This window comes from Thioalkalivibrio sp. ALJ15 (genome assembly GCF_000383695.1).
Taxonomy (GTDB): Bacteria; Pseudomonadota; Gammaproteobacteria; order Ectothiorhodospirales; family Ectothiorhodospiraceae; genus Thioalkalivibrio.
On record NZ_KB912059.1, the window covers coordinates 320,870 to 342,205 of the forward strand.

19 protein-coding genes and 1 tRNA gene are annotated in these 21,336 nt (G+C 63.0%); 8 read left to right on the top strand and 12 right to left on the bottom strand.

What is annotated here, in order from left to right; all coding sequences use genetic code 11:
• The first annotated feature begins 6 nt into the window (after window positions 1-6).
• The gene (locus G015_RS0110735; RefSeq protein WP_018139427.1) at window positions 7-345 is read left to right on the top strand and encodes a PilZ domain-containing protein; all 339 of its coding nucleotides are present in this window, start codon (window positions 7-9) and stop codon (window positions 343-345) included.
• 21 nt (window positions 346-366) lie between these two features.
• Here G015_RS0110735 and G015_RS0110740 read toward each other — a convergent pair whose 3' ends face one another.
• Window positions 367-1,485 (bottom strand): aminotransferase class V-fold PLP-dependent enzyme, encoded by a 1,119-nt coding sequence (locus tag G015_RS0110740; RefSeq protein ID WP_018139428.1) that lies wholly within the window; start codon window positions 1,483-1,485, stop codon window positions 367-369.
• 178 nt (window positions 1,486-1,663) lie between these two features.
• On the opposite strand from G015_RS0110740, the gene G015_RS0110745 reads away from it, so the two are divergent.
• The 3 genes from G015_RS0110745 (at window position 1,664) to G015_RS14380 (ending at window position 4,687) form a co-directional block, all read left to right on the top strand.
• Complete coding sequence (locus G015_RS0110745; RefSeq protein ID WP_018174351.1) at window positions 1,664-3,025, top strand: adenosylmethionine--8-amino-7-oxononanoate transaminase; 1,362 nt, start codon at window positions 1,664-1,666, stop codon at window positions 3,023-3,025.
• Window positions 3,026-3,248: 223 nt separating this feature from the next.
• Entirely contained in the window at window positions 3,249-3,947 is a 699-nt protein-coding gene (locus tag G015_RS14375; protein ID WP_038038767.1) for a LuxR C-terminal-related transcriptional regulator, read from the top strand.
• A 455-nt stretch (window positions 3,948-4,402) separates the two neighbouring features.
• Window positions 4,403-4,687, top strand: coding sequence for a hypothetical protein (locus G015_RS14380; protein ID WP_018139431.1), 285 nt, complete (start codon window positions 4,403-4,405; stop codon window positions 4,685-4,687).
• A 138-nt stretch (window positions 4,688-4,825) separates the two neighbouring features.
• On the opposite strand, the gene G015_RS0110760 is transcribed toward G015_RS14380, so the two are convergent.
• The 5 genes from G015_RS0110760 to uvrB all read right to left on the bottom strand — a co-directional run bounded on the left by G015_RS0110760 (window position 4,826) and on the right by uvrB (window position 9,916).
• On the bottom strand, window positions 4,826-5,578 hold the full coding sequence (locus tag G015_RS0110760) for an S-methyl-5'-thioinosine phosphorylase (RefSeq protein WP_020146685.1): 753 nt from the start codon (window positions 5,576-5,578) through the stop codon (window positions 4,826-4,828).
• Window positions 5,579-5,591: 13 nt separating this feature from the next.
• Window positions 5,592-6,143 (bottom strand): hypoxanthine-guanine phosphoribosyltransferase, encoded by a 552-nt coding sequence (locus G015_RS0110765; RefSeq protein ID WP_020146686.1) that lies wholly within the window; start codon window positions 6,141-6,143, stop codon window positions 5,592-5,594.
• 158 nt (window positions 6,144-6,301) lie between these two features.
• On the bottom strand, window positions 6,302-6,670 hold the full coding sequence (locus G015_RS0110770; RefSeq protein WP_012982643.1) for a DsrE family protein: 369 nt from the start codon (window positions 6,668-6,670) through the stop codon (window positions 6,302-6,304).
• 126 nt (window positions 6,671-6,796) lie between these two features.
• Window positions 6,797-7,804: a beta-N-acetylhexosaminidase gene (nagZ, locus tag G015_RS0110775; RefSeq protein WP_018649503.1), complete on the bottom strand. Its 1,008-nt coding sequence runs from the start codon at window positions 7,802-7,804 to the stop codon at window positions 6,797-6,799.
• 78 nt (window positions 7,805-7,882) lie between these two features.
• Window positions 7,883-9,916: an excinuclease ABC subunit UvrB gene (gene uvrB / locus G015_RS0110780; RefSeq protein WP_020146687.1), complete on the bottom strand. Its 2,034-nt coding sequence runs from the start codon at window positions 9,914-9,916 to the stop codon at window positions 7,883-7,885.
• A gap of 102 nt (window positions 9,917-10,018) precedes the next feature.
• Here uvrB and G015_RS0110785 point away from each other — a divergent pair, with 102 nt between their 5' ends.
• From G015_RS0110785 to G015_RS0110795, 3 genes are all read left to right on the top strand, one after another.
• The gene (locus G015_RS0110785; protein ID WP_018139276.1) at window positions 10,019-11,209 is read left to right on the top strand and encodes a pyridoxal phosphate-dependent aminotransferase; all 1,191 of its coding nucleotides are present in this window, start codon (window positions 10,019-10,021) and stop codon (window positions 11,207-11,209) included.
• A 55-nt stretch (window positions 11,210-11,264) separates the two neighbouring features.
• Window positions 11,265-11,340: transfer RNA gene (locus G015_RS0110790), tRNA-Asn, on the top strand.
• A gap of 173 nt (window positions 11,341-11,513) precedes the next feature.
• Window positions 11,514-12,449, top strand: coding sequence for an HNH endonuclease (locus tag G015_RS0110795; protein WP_020146688.1), 936 nt, complete (start codon window positions 11,514-11,516; stop codon window positions 12,447-12,449).
• 18 nt (window positions 12,450-12,467) lie between these two features.
• On the opposite strand, the gene G015_RS0110800 is transcribed toward G015_RS0110795, so the two are convergent.
• On the bottom strand, window positions 12,468-13,169 hold the full coding sequence (locus tag G015_RS0110800) for a M48 family metallopeptidase (protein ID WP_020146689.1): 702 nt from the start codon (window positions 13,167-13,169) through the stop codon (window positions 12,468-12,470).
• On the bottom strand, window positions 13,166-16,504 hold the full coding sequence (locus tag G015_RS0110805) for a type I restriction endonuclease subunit R (protein ID WP_020146690.1): 3,339 nt from the start codon (window positions 16,502-16,504) through the stop codon (window positions 13,166-13,168). The genes G015_RS0110800 and G015_RS0110805 overlap by 4 nt, the downstream gene beginning before the upstream one ends.
• A 117-nt stretch (window positions 16,505-16,621) precedes the next feature.
• Here G015_RS0110805 and G015_RS14340 point away from each other — a divergent pair, with 117 nt between their 5' ends.
• A complete protein-coding gene (locus G015_RS14340) occupies window positions 16,622-16,786 on the top strand; it encodes a hypothetical protein (protein WP_020146691.1) in 165 nt (54 codons plus the stop codon).
• On the opposite strand, the gene G015_RS0110815 is transcribed toward G015_RS14340, so the two are convergent.
• The 4 genes from G015_RS0110815 to G015_RS0110830 all read right to left on the bottom strand — a co-directional run.
• Entirely contained in the window at window positions 16,764-17,378 is a 615-nt protein-coding gene (locus G015_RS0110815) for a Fic family protein (RefSeq protein WP_028490922.1), read from the bottom strand. The genes G015_RS14340 and G015_RS0110815 overlap by 23 nt on opposite strands.
• A gap of 40 nt (window positions 17,379-17,418) precedes the next feature.
• Window positions 17,419-18,591, bottom strand: a complete 1,173-nt coding sequence (locus tag G015_RS0110820; protein WP_020146693.1) for a hypothetical protein — start codon at window positions 18,589-18,591, stop codon at window positions 17,419-17,421.
• 33 nt (window positions 18,592-18,624) lie between these two features.
• Window positions 18,625-20,460 (bottom strand): DUF262 domain-containing protein, encoded by a 1,836-nt coding sequence (locus tag G015_RS0110825; protein ID WP_020146694.1) that lies wholly within the window; start codon window positions 20,458-20,460, stop codon window positions 18,625-18,627.
• 57 nt (window positions 20,461-20,517) lie between these two features.
• A partial coding sequence (locus G015_RS0110830; RefSeq protein ID WP_020146695.1) for a restriction endonuclease subunit S occupies window positions 20,518-21,336 on the bottom strand: 819 nt, incomplete at its 5' end.

Sequence of the window (21,336 nt, forward strand, 5' to 3'; positions counted from 1 at the left end):
GGGAACATGGCCGGGCAGGGCATGCTGACCTTGGCAATCAAGGAAAAACCGGCGCTGTACGCCGCGTACATGCCCTTCGTGACCAACGGCGGGCTGTTTATCCCCACGGACAAATCCTACAAGCTCGGGGACCAGGTCTTCCTGCTGTTGTCTCTGCTGGAGGATTCCGACCGCCTGCCGACCCCGTGCACGGTCGTGTGGATCACGCCGCCCAGGGCGCAGGGCAACCGCCTGCGCGGCATTGGCGTGCAGTTCAACAAGTCCGACAAGGGTGTGACGCACCGACGGATCGAGGAACACCTGGGCGGCATGCTCAATTCCGACCGCAAGACCCACACGTTCTGAGCATCCGACCCCTGCGGCCCGTCAGGCCGCGATCCCAAGCGCCTCTTTCACCTGATCCAGGGCACGCCCGATCTGCTGATCCGTTAGGTAGTAGTGGGGCGAGAAGCGGATGCCCCCGCCCCGTACCGCGCACAGGACTCCGCCGGCCTGAAGCCGCGCATAGACGGCGTCGAGATCCGCCGCAGGGGGCCGGAAAGTCAGGATCCCCGCGCGGCGGCCACGCGGCGTAAGCACCTCGCACCCCATCGCCTCCAGCTCCTCGGCCAGGTGGTGCCAGTGGAAGCAGATGTCGTGGTCGATGTTCTCGATCCCGACCTCCAGGAGCAGCGAGAGGCTGGCATGCAGCGCATGGATGCCCAGCATGTTGTGGCTGCCCGGTTCGAAACGGCGTGCCGACGGGGCCGGGGTCAGGCTCGGATTCGCGAAGTCGCCGGCGTGCGCCAGCATGTTCCACCCGTACTCCTGTAACCGGAGCTGGTCGCGAACCTCCGGATTGACGTAGAAGATCCCGATCCCCTCCGGTGCCAGCATCCACTTGTGGCCATCCGCCATCACAAAGTCCGCGTGGCAACCCGGGGCGTCGAAGGGCAGCGCCCCCAAGTGCTGGATCGCGTCGACACAGAACAGGATCCCGCGGGCGCGCAGCTCTGCCCCGAGTGCCTGGATATCCACGCGGATGCCCGAGTCATAGCGCACCGCGCTGGTCGCGACCAGCCGTGTCCGGCGATCGCAGGCAGCCAGCAGGTCGCGTTCGGGTTCATCACCCACCTTGACCTCGCGTACCTCAATGCCAAACCGCTCACCCGCCGCGTGCCAGACGACCCGGTTGGACGGGAACTCCCCAGCGGGAAAGACAATGTTCTCCCCCTCCGACCACGGCAGGCCGAAGGCCACCATCGACAGCGCTTCCGAGGTGTTCTTGACGAAGGCGATATCCGCCGCGTCGCGGGCCCCGATCAGGGCGCGTGCCAGCTCGCGCGTCGCATCCACCTGCTTGAGCCATCGGCCATAGTCCTTCGAGCCCTGGCGTACGTTCTCGCGCGCGAACTCGCAAACGGCCTCTTCCGTACGCCTCGGCCAGGCGCCGACCGCCGCGTGGTTCAGATGGATGATGTCCTGCTGTGGAAATTCGGGATGCATGGGATCCTCCTGGCCGGCAGAAAAGAGTACCTCAGAAGAGGGGGCCGGCTGAATCCCGGGGCGCATGCGCGATGCCTTGTCCGGTCAGGGACCCCCTGCTACTTTCCGCCCATCGAAAACTGGCCCCTCCGGTGCGTTTCCAGCGGCTAGGGGCCCACAGCGCCAAAGAGTTCACCGCATGGATAACGAACAGCTCAAACGCCGGGACCTGCGTGCCCTATGGCACCCCTGTACCCAGATGAAGGATTACGGAGAGGAGGGGACCTTGCCCCTGCTCCCGATTCAGCGCGGGGAGGGCGTCTGGTTGTACGACTTCGACGGCAATCGGTACCTCGATGCCATCAGCTCCTGGTGGGTCAACCTGTTCGGCCATGCAAACCCGCGAATCAATGCCGCGGTGCGCGACCAGCTGGACCAGCTCGAGCACGTGATCCTTGCGGGCTGTACGCATGAACCCGTCGTGGAGCTGTGTGAGCGGCTGATCGACCTCACCCCCGATGGACTCGACCGGGTCTTCCTGGCGGACAACGGCAGTGCCGGCGTGGAGGTCGCGCTCAAGATGAGCTTCCACTACTGGCTGAACAGCGGCCGGAGCGAAAAGACCCGGTTCATACGGCTGTCGAACAGCTACCACGGTGAGACCCTGGGCGCACTTTCCGTCAGCGATGTCCCGCTCTACAGCGCCACCTACAAGCCCCTGATGCTGGATGTCATCACCGTACCGGCTCCGGACTGCTACGAGCGCGAGCCCGGGGAGACCTGTGCCGATGTGGCCCGGCGCCAGTTCATCCATATGGAGGCCGCACTCGCGGAACACGCGGATGAAGTCTGTGCGGTCATCGTGGAGCCCTTGGTGCAGTGCGCAGGGCACATGCGTATGTACGACCCTGAATATCTGCGCCTGCTTCGTGCTGCATGTGACCGTTATGGCGTTCACCTGATCGCAGACGAGATCGCGGTGGGCTTTGGGCGCACGGGCACCATGTTCGCCTGCGAGCAGGGGCCGGTCATCCCGGATTTTATGTGCCTTTCCAAGGGGCTGACAGGCGGTTACCTGCCCATGGCAGCTGTGCTGACGTCGGAGCAAATCTACCGCGCCTTTTATGATGACTATGAGAAACTCAATATGTTTCTCCACTCGCACTCTTACACGGGTAATCCTTTAGCGTGTCGTGCTGCCCTGGCCACGCTCGACATTTTTACTACAGAACCCGTTCTTGAGCGGAACCAGGGGCTGGCCTCCCACATCTCCAAACGTCTTGCTCCGCTTATGGATCACCCCCATGTTTCCGACGTGCGACAACACGGCATGATTGCGGCGGTTGAACTCGTACAAGACAAGGCCTCCCGTACGCCTTACCCCTGGCAGGAACGTCGAGGCCTGGAAATCTACCGGTATGCCCTTGGTCGAGGTGCGCTTTTGCGTCCATTGGGCAATGTCTCGTACCTCATGCCGCCCTACGTAATCACGGAGGATGAGATCGACTTCCTTGTCGAGGTGATGACCGAGGGTATCGACCGCGCCACACATCGGCCTTAACGCCGTCTAATCACTTTGTATGCCCGTTGGATGAGTTTCATCGCGCTGTGCTTGACGGACCATCGGACCTGTGTCTATATACTTTCTAAAAGTGCGCATACGCAGTTGGTACTAGGCCCATCGGAAGGGCACCCGAGGTAAGTCTGAAAAATCTAATCGGTTGACTCGAACCCGCCTCGTCTTTCCAATATCAATGGTTCAAATGTGGAGAGCAGGTGACGTCATGAACGATTCAAACGATGATTCACAAGTACTGATTGTAACGTCGGCATCCCCCCAGTCGGCCCTTTTTATCGAGTACGTTTCCGAGAAAACCAAATGTTCGGTAACGGGACTAGAACCTGGGTCCCCAAAGGTCGCCCAGACGCTCAGGGATTACAGCCTTGCCCTGTTTGACGCCAGTTCCCTTGACGAGCGTGACATTGGGCATGTTCAGCAGGCCGTCGCGGACGGGGCAAAAACGGTCTTTGCCGGATTCAATATTCCCAGCGAGGACGAGGCACTCCGGCTCCTCGATGTGCTGTACCTGCAGGGCATTTTTTACAAGACCGATCAGCTGGACCTGTTGTGCAAGGGGATCCTGTGCCTGCTGAACGGTGACTTCTGGATGTCCCGGCACCTGATGACACGGCTGGTGCGGCTGTATCGTCAGCAGCGCACCAACACCTATCGGCCCGCCTGTGGCTTGACTCAGCGCGAGCTGGAGATTCTGGCCATGCTGGGTTCAGGCGAGACGAACATGAATATCGCGAAACAGCTGTTCATCAGTGAACACACGGTCAAGTCCCACCTGTACAACATCTTCCGCAAGATCGAGGTCAAAAACCGCACGCAGGCGATCAACTGGGCCAAGGATCATCTGGGCGCTCCGCCACCCCAGGTGATGTGGCGTCGCCGTCGTGCCGAGGCGCGCGCCGTCTAACGCGCGCTGGCTCCTGGCCCCTGGGCGGGGCGATAGGGGTGAGGGCGGCTGCAATTGCCGAACCGTCCTCACCAAACGGGTGCAATGCCCGAAGCTGATGTGCCTGCGCCATCAGTCACACCGGGAGCTTAGGACGAACGACTGGCGTAGCTCGCGATCCTCGGTCGAGTCGCACCCACATGGCTCATACTTCTCGCTTGATAACGACCGACAAAGCTCTCCCGGAAAACCACCCGTTATTCTGATGCCTGCTGCCAATCCGACCGCCATACTGCAGTTGGATTAACGGTCGGAGGCCGCCTCATTCCTGCAATTGCCGCAAGGGGCACTCAAGCCTGCCTGGCGGCGATGCCGGAACTTGCACCGACCCGACGCCCGCGATCGGCCAGACATCCTGATCCGTCGTGTTCCTGGCGATCCCTGCCGGATTGCCCCTGGCTGGAGGTGTTCACGCGATGTCGACATCGCCCAACGAATCGCGTATCGGCCTGCAAGCCTCCGGGCCCGAGGGTACTGCGTATTCCATTACATGCACGGTCACCCGAATCCACGACGTCGAGGAAGTGGAATTCGAAGGCGTCGTGCCACTGGAAGTGGAATTTGAAGGGATCGGAGTGGATTGCAGGGTCGTACAACTCAGTGGGCCGGGATATCTGGACCTGGTCCTGACGAAGAATGGGCATGTCACGCGTTCGCGTTGCCATGGTCTGAACAGCACAATGAATCTGCGAATCCGGTGACAGGGGCTCTTGGTTAACGCCACCCATTACGACGCATAATACATATTATGTTAAGTCGGGGATCGGTGAGGGTCAGCTGTCTGTTCTAGCCCGCCTGCTCCCCTGGCCGAAAACGACGATCGTTCCCGGTCCTGCGCCTCAGGACAGCGTCTCGATCACGTGCGTAAGCACATCCTTCACCCGCGTCATCCCTTGATCCAGGTTGCGGCCGATCTCGTCCATGGTGATCTCGCCCTCGGCACGACCGGCCGCCCAGTTGGCGATCACGGCACAGCAGGCGTAGTTCAGCTCCAGTTCGCGCGCCAGCGCCGTCTCCGGCATGCCGGTCATTCCCACCAGGTCGCAGCCATCTCGCGCCATGCGGTCGATCTCGGCCGCCGTCTCCAGCCGCGGGCCCTGGGTGGCCCCGTACGTCCCTCGGTCCGCAGCCTCGATGCACAGGTCATCAATCGCGTTCAGCAGCGTGTCCCGCACGCCCTGGTTGTAAGGCCAGGTCATGTCGATATGGGTGACCTCTTCGAGGTCACCGCCCTCGAAAAAGGTGTTGGCGCGTGACCAGGTGTAATCGATGATCTGATCGGGAATCGCGATCATGCCCGGCTTCATCGATTCGGTAATGCCGCCCACGGCGGCCACCGCAATCACGTTGTCGACCCCGGCATGCTTCAGGGCCCAGATGTTGGCCCGGTAGTTCACCTGGTGCGGCGGGATAGTGTGACGTGCGCCATGGCGCGGCAGAAACACGATTTCCGTGTCATTCAGCCGCCCGAAGACCAGCGGCCCCGACGGTTCGCCATACGGGGTATGCATGACCTGCCTGCGGGTAATCTCCAGCGACTTCAGCTGGGTCAGTCCGGTGCCGCCGATCACGGCAAGACGGGGTGTCGACATATGGCGGGTATCCCTAGTGGTTCGCGACGGCAAAGATGCCGGGTGCGTTGCGGAGGTAATCCTGGTAATCCATCCCGTAGCCAAACACGTACCGATTCGGCACCTCCAGGGCCGCAAAATCGACGGTAATGGCCGGATCGCGTTCCGGGTTGGCCTTGTCCACCAGCACCACGGAATAAACTTTCTCGGCGCCCTGCTCTTCGCAGAAAGCCTGGATGCCTTCCAGGGTAATGCCACCGTCGAGGATGTCATCCACGATCACTACGGTGCGCCCCTGGATCGGAGTCTGGGGGCGCGCCAGCCAGTGCAGCTGCTCCCCTCCCCGCGTGCCGCCGCGATAGCGCGTGGCGTGCAGATAGTCGACCTGCATTGGAAACGACCAGCGAGTCAGCAGCCCGCCCATCAGGACGACCCCGCCATTCATCACGCCCAGAACCAGGGGGTTACGGTCCTTGAGCACCTGCGCCGAGCGTTCGGCCAGGCGGTCGATCGCGGTCTCGACTGCATCGCGGCTATAGAGGCAGTCGGCATCTCGGAGCGTTGCACGGGCCTGTTCCGGGCTCATCAAGGGTCCTGCGGTGGGGGGGTGGAGGAAGGATGTTGGCCGAGCGTCTGGCAGACGGCAAGGTCTGGGTCCGGTATGCGCGGGCCCTACAGGGCCCTTAAACGCAACCGGCCGGCACAAGGGCCGGCCGGATGGCAAAGCTACGGACGTGTGGACCCTTAGTAGGTAAAGGTCACGGTGTCGTCGTCCATGGCTTCGGAAATCACGTAGGCGCCGCCCACGGTTTCTTCGATTTCCGGGATCAGGTCGTTGCCCCACAGATCCAGAGTCGGGGTGCAGACCTTCATCACCACGCCGGCTTCGTGGGCGTCCTTCATGAAATCGTAGACGCTCTTGCTGGAGCCTTCCTGGACAAACAGGTTTTCGGCAACGCCCTTCTTGGCCAGCTCGCCGGCACGGCCGGTCATGACGACTTCAACGTCATATTCCATCGCGGCGGCCACGGTGGCCTGGAAGAACGGGGCACCCAGTTCAGACGGGTTGCTCGGATCGGTATTAACCATGACGATCAGGAGCTTGTCGGCCATTTTTGATCTCCAACTTCAGTGGTGAGTGTGAATATTAACAGCTGCTCAAGCGCAAACCGGTGGCGCATTATAGGCGCGCGAGCGCCTGTGCGCCAATGAGTGACTCCCCCGCCGCGGAACGGGGTTTCAGGCCGTCGCTGCCTGACGGGCCGCGAGCCAGTGATGCAGCTGAGCGCGAAGGGCGTGAATTCGCCTGGGTTCATGCGCAGTGGACTGTGCGCGCAATGCCTCGACTCTTCGCAATGCCTGGGCATCGAGCGGCTGTCCCTCCTGCGCCTCGAGGATGGCGTCGGCCTGCTCGGGCTGGTTGCAGATCAGCACCATGTCGCAGCCTGCCGCACGCGCTGCCGCGGCCCGTTCGGCCGGGCTGCCGATGGCCTCGGCGCCGGCCATGGCCAGATCATCGCTGAGGATTGCCCCGCGGAACCGAAGTTCGCGGCGCAGGATGTCCTGTAGCCAGATCCGCGAAAATCCGGCGGGCTGGTCATCCACCTGTGGGTACAGGACGTGCGCGGGCATCACGGCATCGAGATCGCCCAGCACCGGGCGAAAGGCCGCGATGTCATCGGCCTCGATCTCGGCCAGCGGGCGGTCATCTACCGGGAGCGCGAGATGGGAATCCGCCTGGACGGCCCCGTGTCCGGGGAAATGCTTGCCCACACTGGCCATGCCGCCGGCCGCGAGCCCGCGAATCAGCTCGCCTGCCAGGCGTGCGATGACATCGGGATCATGGTGGAACGCACGATCCCCAATCACCTCGCTGACGTCGATGTCCCGGTCCAGTACAGGCGTGAAACTGAAATCGATTCCCACCTCGCGCAGTTCCAGCGCCAGCAATTCCCCGGTCGCATGGGCCAGCTCACAGGCCTTGTTGCGATCGTAATCATCGACATGCCCCAGCTCGCGCATGGGCGGGAGCGCGGTGAAACCGTCTCGCAGACGCTGTACGCGCCCACCCTCCTGATCCACCGCGATCAGGATGCCGGGTCGCTCCGCGCGTATCGCATCGGTGAGTGCCCTCACTTGCTCGGGCGTACCGGCGTTGCGGGCAAAGAGGATGACGCCGCCTGTCGCCGGGTGGCGCAGGCGTTCACGGTCTTCCGGGGTCAGTTCCAGGCCTGTCACATCGAGCATGACCGGCCCCAGGGGCAGGGATACGGGAGTAGCCATTGAACCTGTACTCAACTGGCGCTCGTGACCCGAGCAATCTTTTTAGGATAGCGAGGCTTCCGGGCGGAACGCGAGTGCTTTGAGCTTCTCGATGCGGTCACGGATCCGCGCGGCCTCCTCGAACTCCAGGTCGCGGGCCTTCTGGAACATCTCCTGTTCCAGCTTCTCGATCTCCTTGGCGGCCTGCTCCGGGGCGTCGATGTAGTCGGGCGCATCCTCGGCCACCTTCTTCTGGCCACGACGCCGCCCGGAGCCTGGCGTAGCGTTGCGGGCCTCGAGTATGTCGGCGACATTCTTGCGGATGCCCTGCGGGGTAATGCCGTGCGCCTTGTTATGGGCGATCTGCTTCTCCCGCCGGCGCTCGGTCTCGTCGATCGCCCTCTGCATCGATCCGGTCACCTTGTCGGCGTACAGGATCGCCTTGCCGTTCACGTTGCGCGCGGCACGCCCGATGGTCTGAATCAGCGAGCGATCGGAGCGCAGGAAGCCCTCCTTGTCGGCGTCAAAGATCGCCACCAGCGAGACCTCGGGCATGTCGAGGCCCTCGCGTAGCAGGTTGATCCCCACCAGCACATCGAACTCGCCCAGGCGCAGGTCGCGGATGATCTCCATACGCTCGACGGTGTCGATATCCGAATGCAGATAGCGCACCCGCACGCCGTGTTCCGAAAGATAGTCAGTCAGGTCCTCGGCCATGCGCTTGGTCAGCGTCGTGATCAATACACGCTCGTCGCGCTCCACCCGGTCGCGCACCTCGGACAGACAGTCGTCGACCTGGCTGCCCGCCGGGCGCACCTCGAGAATCGGGTCCAGTAGCCCCGTGGGCCGGACGACCTGATCGACGATGGCCCCGGCATGCTCGCGCTCGTACGGCCCCGGTGTGGCGGACACGTAGATGGTCTGCGGCTGCAGGGCCTCGAATTCCTCGAAGCGCAGCGGGCGGTTATCCAGTGCCGAAGGCAGTCGGAAACCGTATTCCACCAGCGTCTCCTTGCGCGAGCGGTCGCCCTTGTACATCCCGCCCACTTGGGGCACCGACACATGCGACTCGTCGACCACCAGCAGCGCGTCCTTCGGCAGGTAGTCGAAGAAGGTGGGCGGCGGCTCGCCCGGTGCCCGGCCGGAGAGATAACGCGAGTAGTTCTCGATGCCGTTGCAGTAGCCGATCTCGAGGATCATCTCCAGGTCGAACAGCGTGCGCTGCTCCAGGCGTTGCGCCTCGACCAGGCGATCCTCCTTGCGCAGGAAATCCAGACGCTCCTTGAGTTCGTCGCGGATATGGTCCACCGCCTCCAGCAGTGTCTCGCGCGGGGTCACGTAGTGCGTCTTCGGGTAGATGGTCAGGCGCGGGACGGTGCGCAGCTGCTCGCCGGTCAGCGGATCGAAGTACGACAGCCGCTCGATCTCGTCGTCGAACAACTCGATGCGCACGGCCTCGATTTCGGATTCGGCGGGATGGATGTCGATGACCTCCCCACGTACCCGGTAGGTGGCGCGCCGCAGCTCGGTGTCGTTGCGGGTGTACTGCAGCTCTGCCAGACGCCGCAGCAGGTCGCGCTGGTCAATGCGATCTCCGCGCTGGAGGTGGAGCACCATCGACAGGTACTTGCGCGGATCGCCGAGGCCGTAGATGGCGGAGACCGAGGCCACGATGATCGCATCCCGGCGCTCCAGCAGGGCGCGCGTCGCGGACAGTCGCATCTGCTCGATGTGGTCGTTGATCGAGGCATCCTTCTCGATGTAGGTGTCCGAGGACGGGACGTAGGCCTCCGGCTGGTAGTAGTCGTAGTACGAGACGAAGTACTCCACCGCGTTGTTCGGGAAGAACTCCTTGAACTCGCCATACAGCTGCGCGGCCAGGGTCTTGTTCGGCGCCAGGATGATAGTCGGGCGTTGCAGGTTCTCGACGACGTTGGCGATCGTGAAGGTCTTGCCCGACCCCGTCACACCCAGCAGGACCTGATGCGCCAGCCCCGCCTCGATGCCATCGATCAGCGCGCGGATCGCCGCGGGCTGGTCGCCGGCAGGCTGATACTGCGATACCACCTTGAATTGTTCGCCTTCATCTGGCTGCACGCCTTATCCTCCGCGCCTGATTTCAGTATTATTTCGCCACTTGCGGCCGGTTATGCATTCGCGCCCGGCCGCCCACCCCGCCCAACCCGCATGAGGCCCGCCTTGGATATCGAGCTCTCCGATCGCGTTCAGCGCATCCAGCCCTCCCCCACCCTGGCCGTCAGCGCGCTGGCCGCGCAGCTGCGGGCCGAGGGCCGCGATATCGTCGGTCTGGGGGCCGGCGAGCCGGATTTCGATACCCCGGAGCATATCAAGCAGGCGGCCATCGACGCCCTTGCCCGCGGGGAAACCAAGTACACTCCAGTGGATGGTACGCAGGGCCTGAAAGACGCCATCATCCGCAAGTTTGATCGCGACAACGGGCTTACGTTCGAGCGTGACCAGATCCTGGTCTCCTCTGGTGGCAAGCAGAGCATCTTCAACCTCTGCCAGGCCCTGCTGAACCCGGGCGACGAGGTGGTGATCCCGGCGCCCTACTGGGTCTCCTACCCCGACATCGCACTTCTGGCCGGTGCGCGGCCCGTAGTGGTCAGCGCCACCCAGGAGGCGGGATTCCGGATTACGGGCGAGCAACTCGCGGCGGCGATCACGCCGAATACCCGCCTGGTGTTCATCAACAGCCCGTCCAACCCCACTGGAGCGGCCTACTCGGCCGACGAGTTGAAGGCCCTGGCCGACGTGCTGCGCGAACACCCCCGGGTGGTGATCGCAACCGACGACATGTACGAACACATCCGCTTCGGCTCCACGCCGTTTGTGAACATCGTGAATGTGGCTCCGGATCTGCTCGAGCGCACCGTCGTGCTCAATGGCGTGTCCAAGGCCTACGCGATGACCGGCTGGCGTATCGGTTATGCCGGTGGACCGAAGAATCTGATCGCGGCGATGAAAAAGATCCAGTCGCAGAGCACCTCCAACCCCACCTCGATTGCGCAGGCCGGAGCGCAGGCCGCGCTGGATGGCGATCAGGGCTGCGTGATCGCCATGTGTTCCGCGTTCGCCGAACGGGCGCGGCACGTGGTCGACGGCCTGAATGCGATCGACGGCATCGACTGCCTGATGCCCGACGGCACCTTCTACTGCTTTCCACGAGTCACCGGCCTGATGCAGGCGGCCGACATCGACACCGATGTCGCCCTCACCAAGCAATTGCTGGACGAAGTCGGAGTCGCCCTGGTGCCCGGCAGTGCATTCGGCGCCCCGGGTCATGTGCGCGTCTCGTTCGCCACCAGCGTCGACATGCTCGACAAGGCACTGGACCGGCTCAGGCAATTCGCCTCGACCCACCGCTGAAGCAATAATTGAAGCTTGACGGGGTGGCCGCCCCCCATTAGGATCTGCGGCCAATTCCCCGGTAGCTCAGTCGGTAGAGCGGGTGACTGTTAATCACTAGGTCGGCGGTTCGAGCCCGTCCCGGGGAGCCAAACAAAACAACGACTTAGGCCAGCCATTGGGTTGGCCTTTTTCGTTTGTGTACCCGGATGTGTACCAGCTGGCGCACGTAACGCTATCGCTTCTGCCGATCGTTGCCCCGGGGAGCAGTAGGCCTGTGTACGTGCCCGACGTTTCGACAGCCGATTGGGAGGAACGAGTGGGAATGTCTTTCTGGTGGGTTAATCACAAGCAGACTTACAGGCAGGAGATCCAAGGGGGTTACCTTTGGTCGCCTAAGTTCCGATCGGACGGTGTGCGCAACCACTTCTACGACAACATGACTAAGGTGCAGCCTGGTGATGTCGTCTTTTCCTACGCAGGTGGGTTGATTCAGGATGTTGGTGTAGCCACCCGGACCGCTCAGACAGCCCCAAAACCTAGCGATTTTGGCCGAGAAGGTGACGCCTGGTCTGACGAAGGGTGGTTAGTTGAGGTCCAGTTTCACCCAACGCACCGCCCTCTTCGCCCGAAGGACCACATCGCGGAGATTGCGCCGCTCCTTCCCAGCAAATATGCGCCAATCAATGTCAAAGGAGACGGCAATCAGGTTGCCTACCTTGCGTCGATTTCACCTGACCTAGGGCGACTCCTGCTTACGCTACTCGATGGCGTCGAGCTGCACGCGTTTCTAGATGACGCGAGTACTGGCGCGGCAAGAGCCGAGGAGGAACAGGCACTCGAAGACAGCCTGCGGAAACAAACCGATATCCGGGAAACGGACAAACAACAGCTTATCCTCTCGCGACGCGGCCAAGGGGTATTCCGGCGCGATCTCGAAAAAATCGAACCGTGCTGCCGGGTTACTGGACTATCAGAGCGCCAACACCTTCGGGCGAGCCACATTAAGCCGTGGAGCCACTCCACGAACGAAGAGCGACTAGATGGGAACAATGGGCTACTGTTGGCTCCAAACGTCGATCATCTGTTTGACCGCGGCTATGTCTCCTTCTCCGATCAGGGACAAATCATGCTCTCGGCTCGACTGACTACACAGGCAGCCGAGGCGCTGTGTGTGAATAATGATATCCAGGTGGGGGGCTTTAACAGCCGGCAGGCCGCATACCTTGCCTATCATCGAGAGAAGGTGTTTCAGCTTTAGCACCAGGGGCCAGTCAGTTTAGACACCCTCTACCTCGATCCCGTGCTCCGCCAGCCAGCGCTTGCGCTGGTCGTAGTCGGGCATGGCGCGTTCGAGGCGGCGCCAGAACTCGGGGGTGTGGTGGGGTTCGTGCAGGTGGATCAGCTCGTGGACCGCAACATATTCGGCGATGTTGCGGGGCAGCAGGATGGTCTTCCAGTGGAAGTAGAGCCAGTCGCCCCGACCGCAGGAGCCCCAGCGGAAACCAAGATCCTGCACCTTGACGCCTGCGGGCGACAGGCCGAGGCGCCGCGCGTGGGCATCCACCTGGTGGCCCAGCCAATCGTTCGCCCGCGCGGTGTACCACTGGATAAAATGCTGCCGGGCATCGCTCAGGGCATCCTCGCGGATGTGGAAACGCCCACCATCGAGCTTCAGTGGAACGGCCTGCTCAGTCGTCGGGACCGTCTTCAAGCGATGGCTGCGCCCGAGGTACAGAAACCCTTCGCCATCCACGTATTCTTTCTTCGGTAGTGGCCGGTGGCGCCGGGCCTTTTCCGCCAGTTTGCGGTAGATCCAGCCGCGTTTCTCGACCACGAAGGCACGCATCTGCTCCGGATCGGTCCCCGCGGGGGCCGCGATGGCCAGCTCGCCATCGCGGTCCACGGTAATCTCCAGCGTCTTGCGGCGCCGGCTCTCCCGCACCCGGAAGGTCAGGTCTTCTACCCGCAGCTCCGTCATGCGTTGACCAGGCGGTCGTGGTTGGCCCGCGCCAGATCGAACAGGCGCTCCACCAGCGGCTCGACCTCCTCCACCGGCACCACGTCCCGCTCCACCAGGTGCTGGAAGAGCTGGCCCTTCAGCCGCTCCTGGTCCGGGATATGGGACGGTTTCCAGAAATCGGGCACGTCGATCTCGTCCTGAATCACCCCGAGCAGCTCCTCGGTGACTTCGATCAGGCGGCCCGCTTCGGCCTCCCCGGCCGGAGCGTCGTCCGCAGCGGTGCTCTGCACCAGTTCACGCCAGAACGGGACCGCGTGTGCCGGCAGGTCGGGCAGCGCCTCGCCGTCCACGGGCTCACCCTCTCGCAGCTGCCGGATCAGCCCTTCCAGCGCATCGACCTGCTCCGCCCACTGGCCATCCAGCTGCAGCAGCAGTTCCTCCAGCCGCTCGCTCAGCCGCTCGTACTTTACCGGGTCTTCGTCCAGGTGCTTGCGGATGTGGGAACGGACGGCGTGTTCCATCTCGGAGGCCTTGGCGCGATCGCCCACCTGCCGGTTCAGGTGCCGCTCGAATTCGGCATCGGTGAGCTGCACCGGCGGAATGCGCGGGTCCATGCCGAGCGAGATCACGTAGTCGTCGATCAGCTTGCGCACCTTGTTGCCCACGTCCTGCCCCAGCGACGGCACGTCCTTGTAGCGGTTGCGGGCCAGCGCGTGGATATGGGCCAGCTGCTTGGCATCGTTGACGAACTCCAGCCCTTCCGGGCGTGGCAGCACGTCATCCAGGCTCTGGCTGAACTCCTTCAGCTTCACCGTGAACTCGGCGCGCACCCGCTCGTCGGCCAGGGCCTGCACGGCCTCTTCCACGTCCTCCAGGCGCTCCACGCCCTGCTGGCGCAGCACGTCCACCGCGCGCAGATGACGATCGCGCAACAGCGGGATCTCGTCCTTCAGGCTTTGCAGGGCGCCCTCGATGTCCTCCTCGCTGTAGGCCGCCAGGGCCTCCTTGAGGTGATTGGCCACGCCGAAGTAGTCCACCACGATGCCGTGGGTCTTGCGGTGGCCGGTGCGGTTCACGCGGGCGATGGCCTGCAGCAGCTCCGCCTCGCGGATCGAGCGATCCAGGTACATTACCCCCTCAATGGGCGCATCGAAGCCGGTGAGCAACATGGATTTCACGATCAGGAAGGCCAGCGGGTCGGCCTTCTCGGGGTCGTCGTGCGTCAGCGGCTTCTTGAAACGCTGGATGTGGTTCTCCACCGCGCCGCGGTCGGTCCAGCGCGCCCAGGCCGCATCGTCGTTGTTGCCGCCGCTGATCACCACGGCAAACTCCAGACGCCGGAGAAGATCCCGATAGCGCCAGGCCTGGATCGCCGCCTTCACCCGCTCGGGCCGGGCTACCAGCTGCGCATCGTCGAGCTGCTTGTCCTCGACCGACAGCGCCATCGCCTCCTGCAACAGCTCGTCCCGCGCCTCGTTCAGTGCCTCGAAATAACGCACGGCCGCGCGCCGGCTGTAGGCCACCAGCTGGGCCTTGTAGCCATTCGGCAGGATGTGAGTCACGTAGTGGCGCAGCATGTCCGCGGCCTTCTCGCGGATCAGCTGCGGCGCCTCGAAGATCTGCCCCCGGGTGGCGTATTTCTTCTTGATCGCTTCCAGCTCTTCCTTGCTGTAACTGCGGAACAGGTCCTCGAACAGGCCATCCAGGCTGGCCCCGTCCTTGATCGCGCCCTTCACCGTGCGCCCTTCGTACAGGATCGGCACGGTGGCGCCGTCCTGTTCCGCCTCCTTGATGGTGTAGCGGTCGATGTAGTCGCCGAAGATGTCGTGCGTGCGCTTCTTCTCGCCCATGATGATGGGCGTACCGGTGAAGCCGATGCGGGCCGCGTTGGGCAGCGCGCGCATCATGTTGGCGTGCAGGTCGCCGGCCTGGGTCCGGTGCGCCTCGTCCACCAGCACCAGGATGTCCTCGCTGGTGTTCAGCACCTCGAAGGGCTCGCTGCGCTTCGGAGCCGCCGGGGTCGCGTACTCGCCGGGTGGTTCCGCCACCTCGCGCAGGTCGTCCTGCGCCGCGTCCCCCGGCGCCTCGCCAGCGCCGCCCTCCCCCTCGGTGTCGGGGTCGCGATACTTCTGGATGGTGCCGAACACCAGCCCCGGACCCTCCCGGGCCAGCAGCTGTTTCAGACGCGTGGTATTCGGCGCGGTCGCCACCGTCTCGCCGGTCAGCGCGGCCGTCTCCGAGAGCTGGGCCTGGAGGTCCTTGCGGTCGGTGATCACCACCACCTTGAAGCGACGCAGTTCCGGGTCGGTGCGCAGCTTGCGCACAAGAAACACCATCGACAGGCTCTTCCCGCTGCCCTGGGTGTGCCAGATGATCCCGCCGCGCCGGTCCACCTCGCCGTCTTCGCGGCGGGTCGGACCGGTCTTCAGCCGTTCGACCGCGCGGGTCACCCCGCGATACTGCTGATAGCGACAGACCAGCTTGATGGTCTGCCCGCCCGCGTTCATGAACAGCGTGTAGTGGCGCACGATATCCAGCAGCGTATCCGGCGCCAGCATCCCCGCCGCCAGGCGCTGCTGGGCGGAGAGCTCCGCCACGCCCAGCGCCTCGGCCACCTCCGAGTCGCGCCGCGGCACCACCGTCTTCCAGCTCAGGTAGTGGGCAAACGCGGCCCCCACGGTGCCCGCGCGCGCCTCGTCGAAATTGCTGGCGACCAGCAACTGACTGGTCGCGAACAGCGCCGGCGCGCCCTCGTGCTCCTCGACCTCGAAATCCTGGAAGCGCTGGTCGTGATACCGGCGCAGCTGGTCCACCGCCTGGCTGATGCCCTCCGGCACCGTGCGGCTCTTGCACTCCACCACCACCAGCGGGATGCCGTTCACGAACAGCACCAGGTCCGGGATGATGTGGCCCTTGCCGACATCGAATCCGGGTGGGCACTTCACCTTGAACTGGTTCACCACCAGAAAGTGGTTGTTCGCCGGTTCGTCCCAGTCGATCAGGCGAATGGTCTGGCCCCGGCCGCCGTCCCAGTCCGGCAGACCCTCCACGGTCAGGCCACCCAGCAGCAGCTCGGTGGCCTGCCGGTTCGCCTCCATCACCTTGCTGGCCGGGATACGCGTAATCGCGGACACCGCCTGATCCAGGCGTTTCCCGTCCAGCCAGGGCTCACCCGCACGCAGATTGATCGCCCGCACCCGCTCGCGTAGCACCGGCTCCATCACCACCTGCGCGAAGCTCTCCCGGCGGGTCACGCCCGGATCCTCAACCGAGCCGGTCAGGTGTTGCCACCCCAGCCCGACCAGCTGATCGATCAGCGGCTTTTCAACGTCCGTGTATTCCAGCCCAGCCATAGCGTGCTCCATTACCCTGTGGCGTCAGCATAGCAACTCTGTTTTGTGGGCATGGCGGAACGCAAGCATTACGCGGTCTGCAAGCGTATAATTGGGGGCATACTGCAGGAGCAAGCTATGAAAACATTCGCCACTAAAAAGAGTCGCAAGTCGGTGAGCCGCGAGGCCATCATCCGGGCCGTCGCGACATCCACGGCGGTTGAAACCGGCGAATCCAGCAAGGCCATTGAAGCCCGGCTGCGCACCCCCAGCCCCCGCCTCAAATCCCTGCGGCTCGGCTGACCCGCTCGACCATCGGCTGGTAATCGCCGTCCAACCCGGCGTGAATCGCCGCGATGTACTCGGCCTTGTTCGTATCCCAGTCGCTGTAGTCCATCGGCCCGATACCCGCCTGATACGCCATCGCATCGGCGAGAAGGCGTGCGATCCGCCCGTTTCCTTCCCGGAACGGATGAATCAGGATCAACTCCACATGGATCTCCGCGATCGCGAGGATCGCTTCGTCACGCGCCATGTCACAGCATGGGGTCCGCGTCTTCAGCCACTTCTCGTCCAGCTCCTTCAGCAGGTACGGGACCTGTGAAGCCGCAGCGAACATGAAGTCGTCTTTCTGCAGGTTGACCTGCCGCTCTTGACCGGCCCAGTCATAGAGGTTGCCCAACCAGCGGCGGTGCCAATGCTTGATCAGGGGCACATCCAGCGGCTGGTCTGGCTCCAGGCTCGCAAACACCTCCTCGTACAGCATCCGCAACAGCTGGGCTTCCGCCTCGTCCAGCTCGCGCTGATCGGTAATACCCAACTTGTTCGCCATCACACGACCGTCAGAGCCGGGCTCGGCACTCCCCTCCGGTCCGGTCGCTCGATACCGGCTCATGTCCGCTCCGCTTCCATAGAGTTCACGCGTACCGTGCGTCTCACCGGGCCATCGCCTTCAGTCGGGGCCGAAAGGCGTTCACGTAGCGATTGAGCTGTTGGGCCAACCACTCCCGGCAGGTCTCGTCGGTGTCGAAATCGTTCAGGTCGGCGTAGATGGAAAATCCGGGCCGCTCAGGGTCGTACGAGTATCGAGAATGCGACACCCCAGGCAGCTCGGCCAGGATCGCCTCGCGCTCCTCGTTCAGCCGATCGAGGGCTTGGTGAAGATCAGCCTTCCTGCCCGCCAGGAAGACCCCGCACGCGCCGTCGGACATCACCTTGAAGGCCGTGATCCAGACCCCCGGATACGGCATCTGCACGCGGACATGGTTGCGCGGACGGTAGACGGGCGGCTCCTGCTCGGGATCATCAAAGCTGATCTGGGTCAGTGGCTCCCACCAGGCGCGTTCGTCGGCGCGTGATACCGGCTCCCCCTCGTCTTCCGTATCGTCTGTCACTTCCTGAAGGCGCTCATCCTCATGCCCCACGCGCAGGAAGGTGCGCTCGATGGTCTCCGTCCGCGCTATGACGCGAGGCTGCACAACCAGGCCCTGCTCGCCGAATTCGTATAGCGCCACCTCCACCAACCCGAAGCTGAAGCCCAGCGCGGCGTTGCGGGTGATCAGCTCCGCCATGCCGCTGACCCCCTCGCGGATGCCGTCACCGGCGATCAAAAGCAGAAAACGTCCCTCCCGCAACGCTCGGGCCGTGGCGTCCACGAAGGCGGCCTCGTCCAGATCGGGCTGGACCTCGCGGGCGGTCTCGAACGGTGCATTCCCCTTACGACCGGTGGCGGCCGCCACACGGCGCTGCAGATCGGCGTAACTCCAACCGGAGACAGCCCGCGCATAGTCCAGGATCTGCGCAATGACCTTGCGCCGGGCCTCGGGGTTGCGCCACAGCTTGCACTCCACCAGCGTCAGCCGACCGGACGGGCTGATGAACACAGCGTCCACCGGGCCAGCCTCGGTTTGCAGCTCGGTACATAGCGGGATCAGCGGTGCGAATGAGGGATCGATCTCCTCGATAGGCAGCAAGTCCGGATTGTCGGCAAGAAGATCGCGCAGCCAAGCCTCGTCCCGGCCATCAGTGAACCCCAGCGCGGAACGGCGAGCCGTGGTGAAAGCAACGCTCCCGTCTTGTCGCAGAAGGATGTTTCCATAGGTTGGCATTCGCAGCGCTCCGGTATCTGCCCTTCACGAGTGTTATTGCGGTGCAAGGGCCTCGTCGTGCATTTCGCTGCTTTCATCAGCCCCGGTTAGCACTTTCTTGCCCATCGCCTTCTCTATGATCTCGAGCAGTCGACGCTTGCGCTGCTGGTAGAAACCATCGAAGTCGTCTGCGCGCAGGGCCTCGACCGGGATGCGATGGCCCTCGAGGATGGCATCCATATCCGCGTTGCCGAGCTGGACCTGCTCATGGTTCTGCAAGCGCTGCAGATAGTCCGAAGGTGCATCACCGCCGATCATCCGGTTCGCCTTGAACGAGATCGGGCTCTTGTTGACGATCGAGTCGTACACCCGAGGCGGGATTTCCCGAGCATCGCACCAGGCTCGGGGGAAGATGTGATGGATATCCAGCTCCACCCCCTGCTGGTCGAGCGCCTGAATATCGCCCTTCCAGAAGAAGTCCTCGGCGCCTTCGCGCAGGATCAGCACGTTGATACCTTTGTAGGCCGCGCTGTTGCGGCTGCGCAGCGACTCCAAGCGGCTGGGATCGAAGGAAGCGTCGATCACCGTCCGCGGCAGCTCGGCGTCGTCACCGAACCAGTTCATCAGCTCCTCCAGATCCAGGGCGATACGGGTCTCCACAGCGCCGCCGTAGAGTTCCCCCAGGACGCCGCTCCAGAACCAGCGGGAGAGCTTGTTGTGGATGCGTGGTTCGCGCCAGCGGTTGCCCAGCAGGGTCATGACCGCGGCTAGCGGCACCAGTTGCGTGGCGTAGGGCAGCTCGCGCCGACTGTAGAAACACTCTCCCTTGAGGAAGTACGCCGCCTCGACAAAGCCCTGCTCCACCGCATCGGCCCAGCGCTGGTAGGCCTCCAGCGGCAGATCCAGTACCGAGGCGCGCTTCGCGCTCACGGGCCGTACCTGCTTGCCCTGCTTTCCGGCGGCGATGTCCTCGTGCTTACGCTCCCGAGTGTGCAAGAGCGTGATCGCCTGGAGCAGGTCGGTATTCTCTACGTCGGCGAGCAGCTCATGCTGCGCAAGCCGGGCCTGGCGCGAGGGGACATTCCGGATGTCGGAGCCGTACCAGTCGTCACGAAGATTGTAGCCCTCGGCCGCGTAGCTGGCGGTGATGAGTTCAAAGACGGAGAGCTGCACCCCGCCGGTGTTGACCTTCTCGAACACCAGGCAGACCGCTTCCTTGGAAGTCTCCTTCTTCAGCTCGATTACCGGCAGCTGATAGGAGGAAAAGGCGCTGATGATCTGCTTCTGGAACTCCAGAAACTCGCCCATGGCCTCTTGGTTGTAGCGGAACAGGTCCTGCAGCCATTCGGAGGCGTCGAGGATCCTGTCGCACGGGAAACACAGCCGCTCGCATTCCAGCTGTCGGGTGGAGAGGTCGGTTTCCACGTCGCGGCCGAAGTTGGTGCGCGTCTGGCGGTTCTCGTCCACCGCGAACACCGCGTCTTCCAGCCGATCCTCTCCCTCCAGCGCCATGCGCACATCGAAGTAGTAATGGCGCTTGATCGGCTTGCCCTTGGAGGTCCGGGTATCCACCGGGCTCTCCAGCCCCACCGCCTGGGTCAGGCTGGTCAACCGCTGCTGACCGTCCAGGATCAACTGGTCGGGTTCCCCGCCCACCCCCTTCGGATCGATCCCCTCCACCGGCCGCGTCTGAAACTGCACCTCGCCGCCGGTCTCCATCAGCATCACCGCACCCACCGGGAACGACCGCGCGATGCTGACCAACAGACTCTGCACGTGGTCGTCGTCCCACACCCAGCCGCGCTGGAAGTCCGGTAGCTGAATCTTGCCGCTAGTGATGTCCTTGAGGAGCTCGGGAAGCGAGCGTTTGGTGCTGTCGAAGGTGGTCATGGCGGTTCCCTGTGCGCTGTGGTCCTGATGTGGCGATGTTGTTGGAAGTGCCCCGGTCTATGCCAGGGTGGTGGCCTGGGTTTGGACCTGGTCGAGCAGTGGGGTAACGCGGACGCGGCCGGTAAGAAGGTCGTCCATTAGGCCTTGTTTTTTCAAAATAAGCTTATCTAGCTCTTCTCTTTTGGTCGACAAAAGAAAGAGAGCCTGGTTGAATTTCCGGGAAATAAGCTCCTGCTCTTCAAGGGGCGGACAAAAGATACAAATCCGCTTCAAACTCGTAGTGTTGATCCTTTGCAGGGTGACGCCTTGCGTCCACTTCCTGGCCTGCCTGGCAAAAAGATCAGAATTCATAAACAGCATTATGTAGCTGTTGCTGGCTACTCTACTGTCAGCCCTTAAGCGGAAGCAGTCTGCCTTATTGATTGCCTCTGGCAGACTGGGGGGATACAGGCAGGCCCTTCCTGCAGGGTGTTTCCCGTCGCCCAAAGATGCAATCAGCACATCCCCCGGTTGGACTATGTTTTTCGAAAGCACCTCGGCGTGATCATCCTTAATAAACGCGCGATCAGTATCATCATATTCAAATGGCGTTATATTTTGCAGCCGAACAACACGAACGCCAGATTCCGTTACATAGTGTTCTGTTTTTAGGTTCGAGCCAAACGGACCATCCACAATAGAAGAAGACAAATGCCCAATTGTTTTTGGGTTCCACTCCCTCGGAATCAACCCCAGCGGCGACTCCTTGTAGAGCTCCGGCGCCTGCTCGGGGCTCGGGCGAAGCTGGCCGTTCTCGTCGATGCCGCGGGTCAGCAGGTCGTGGAGCAGGCCCTCCTTGACCTTCTCCAGTTTGGCGATCAGCGCCTCGGTCTTCTG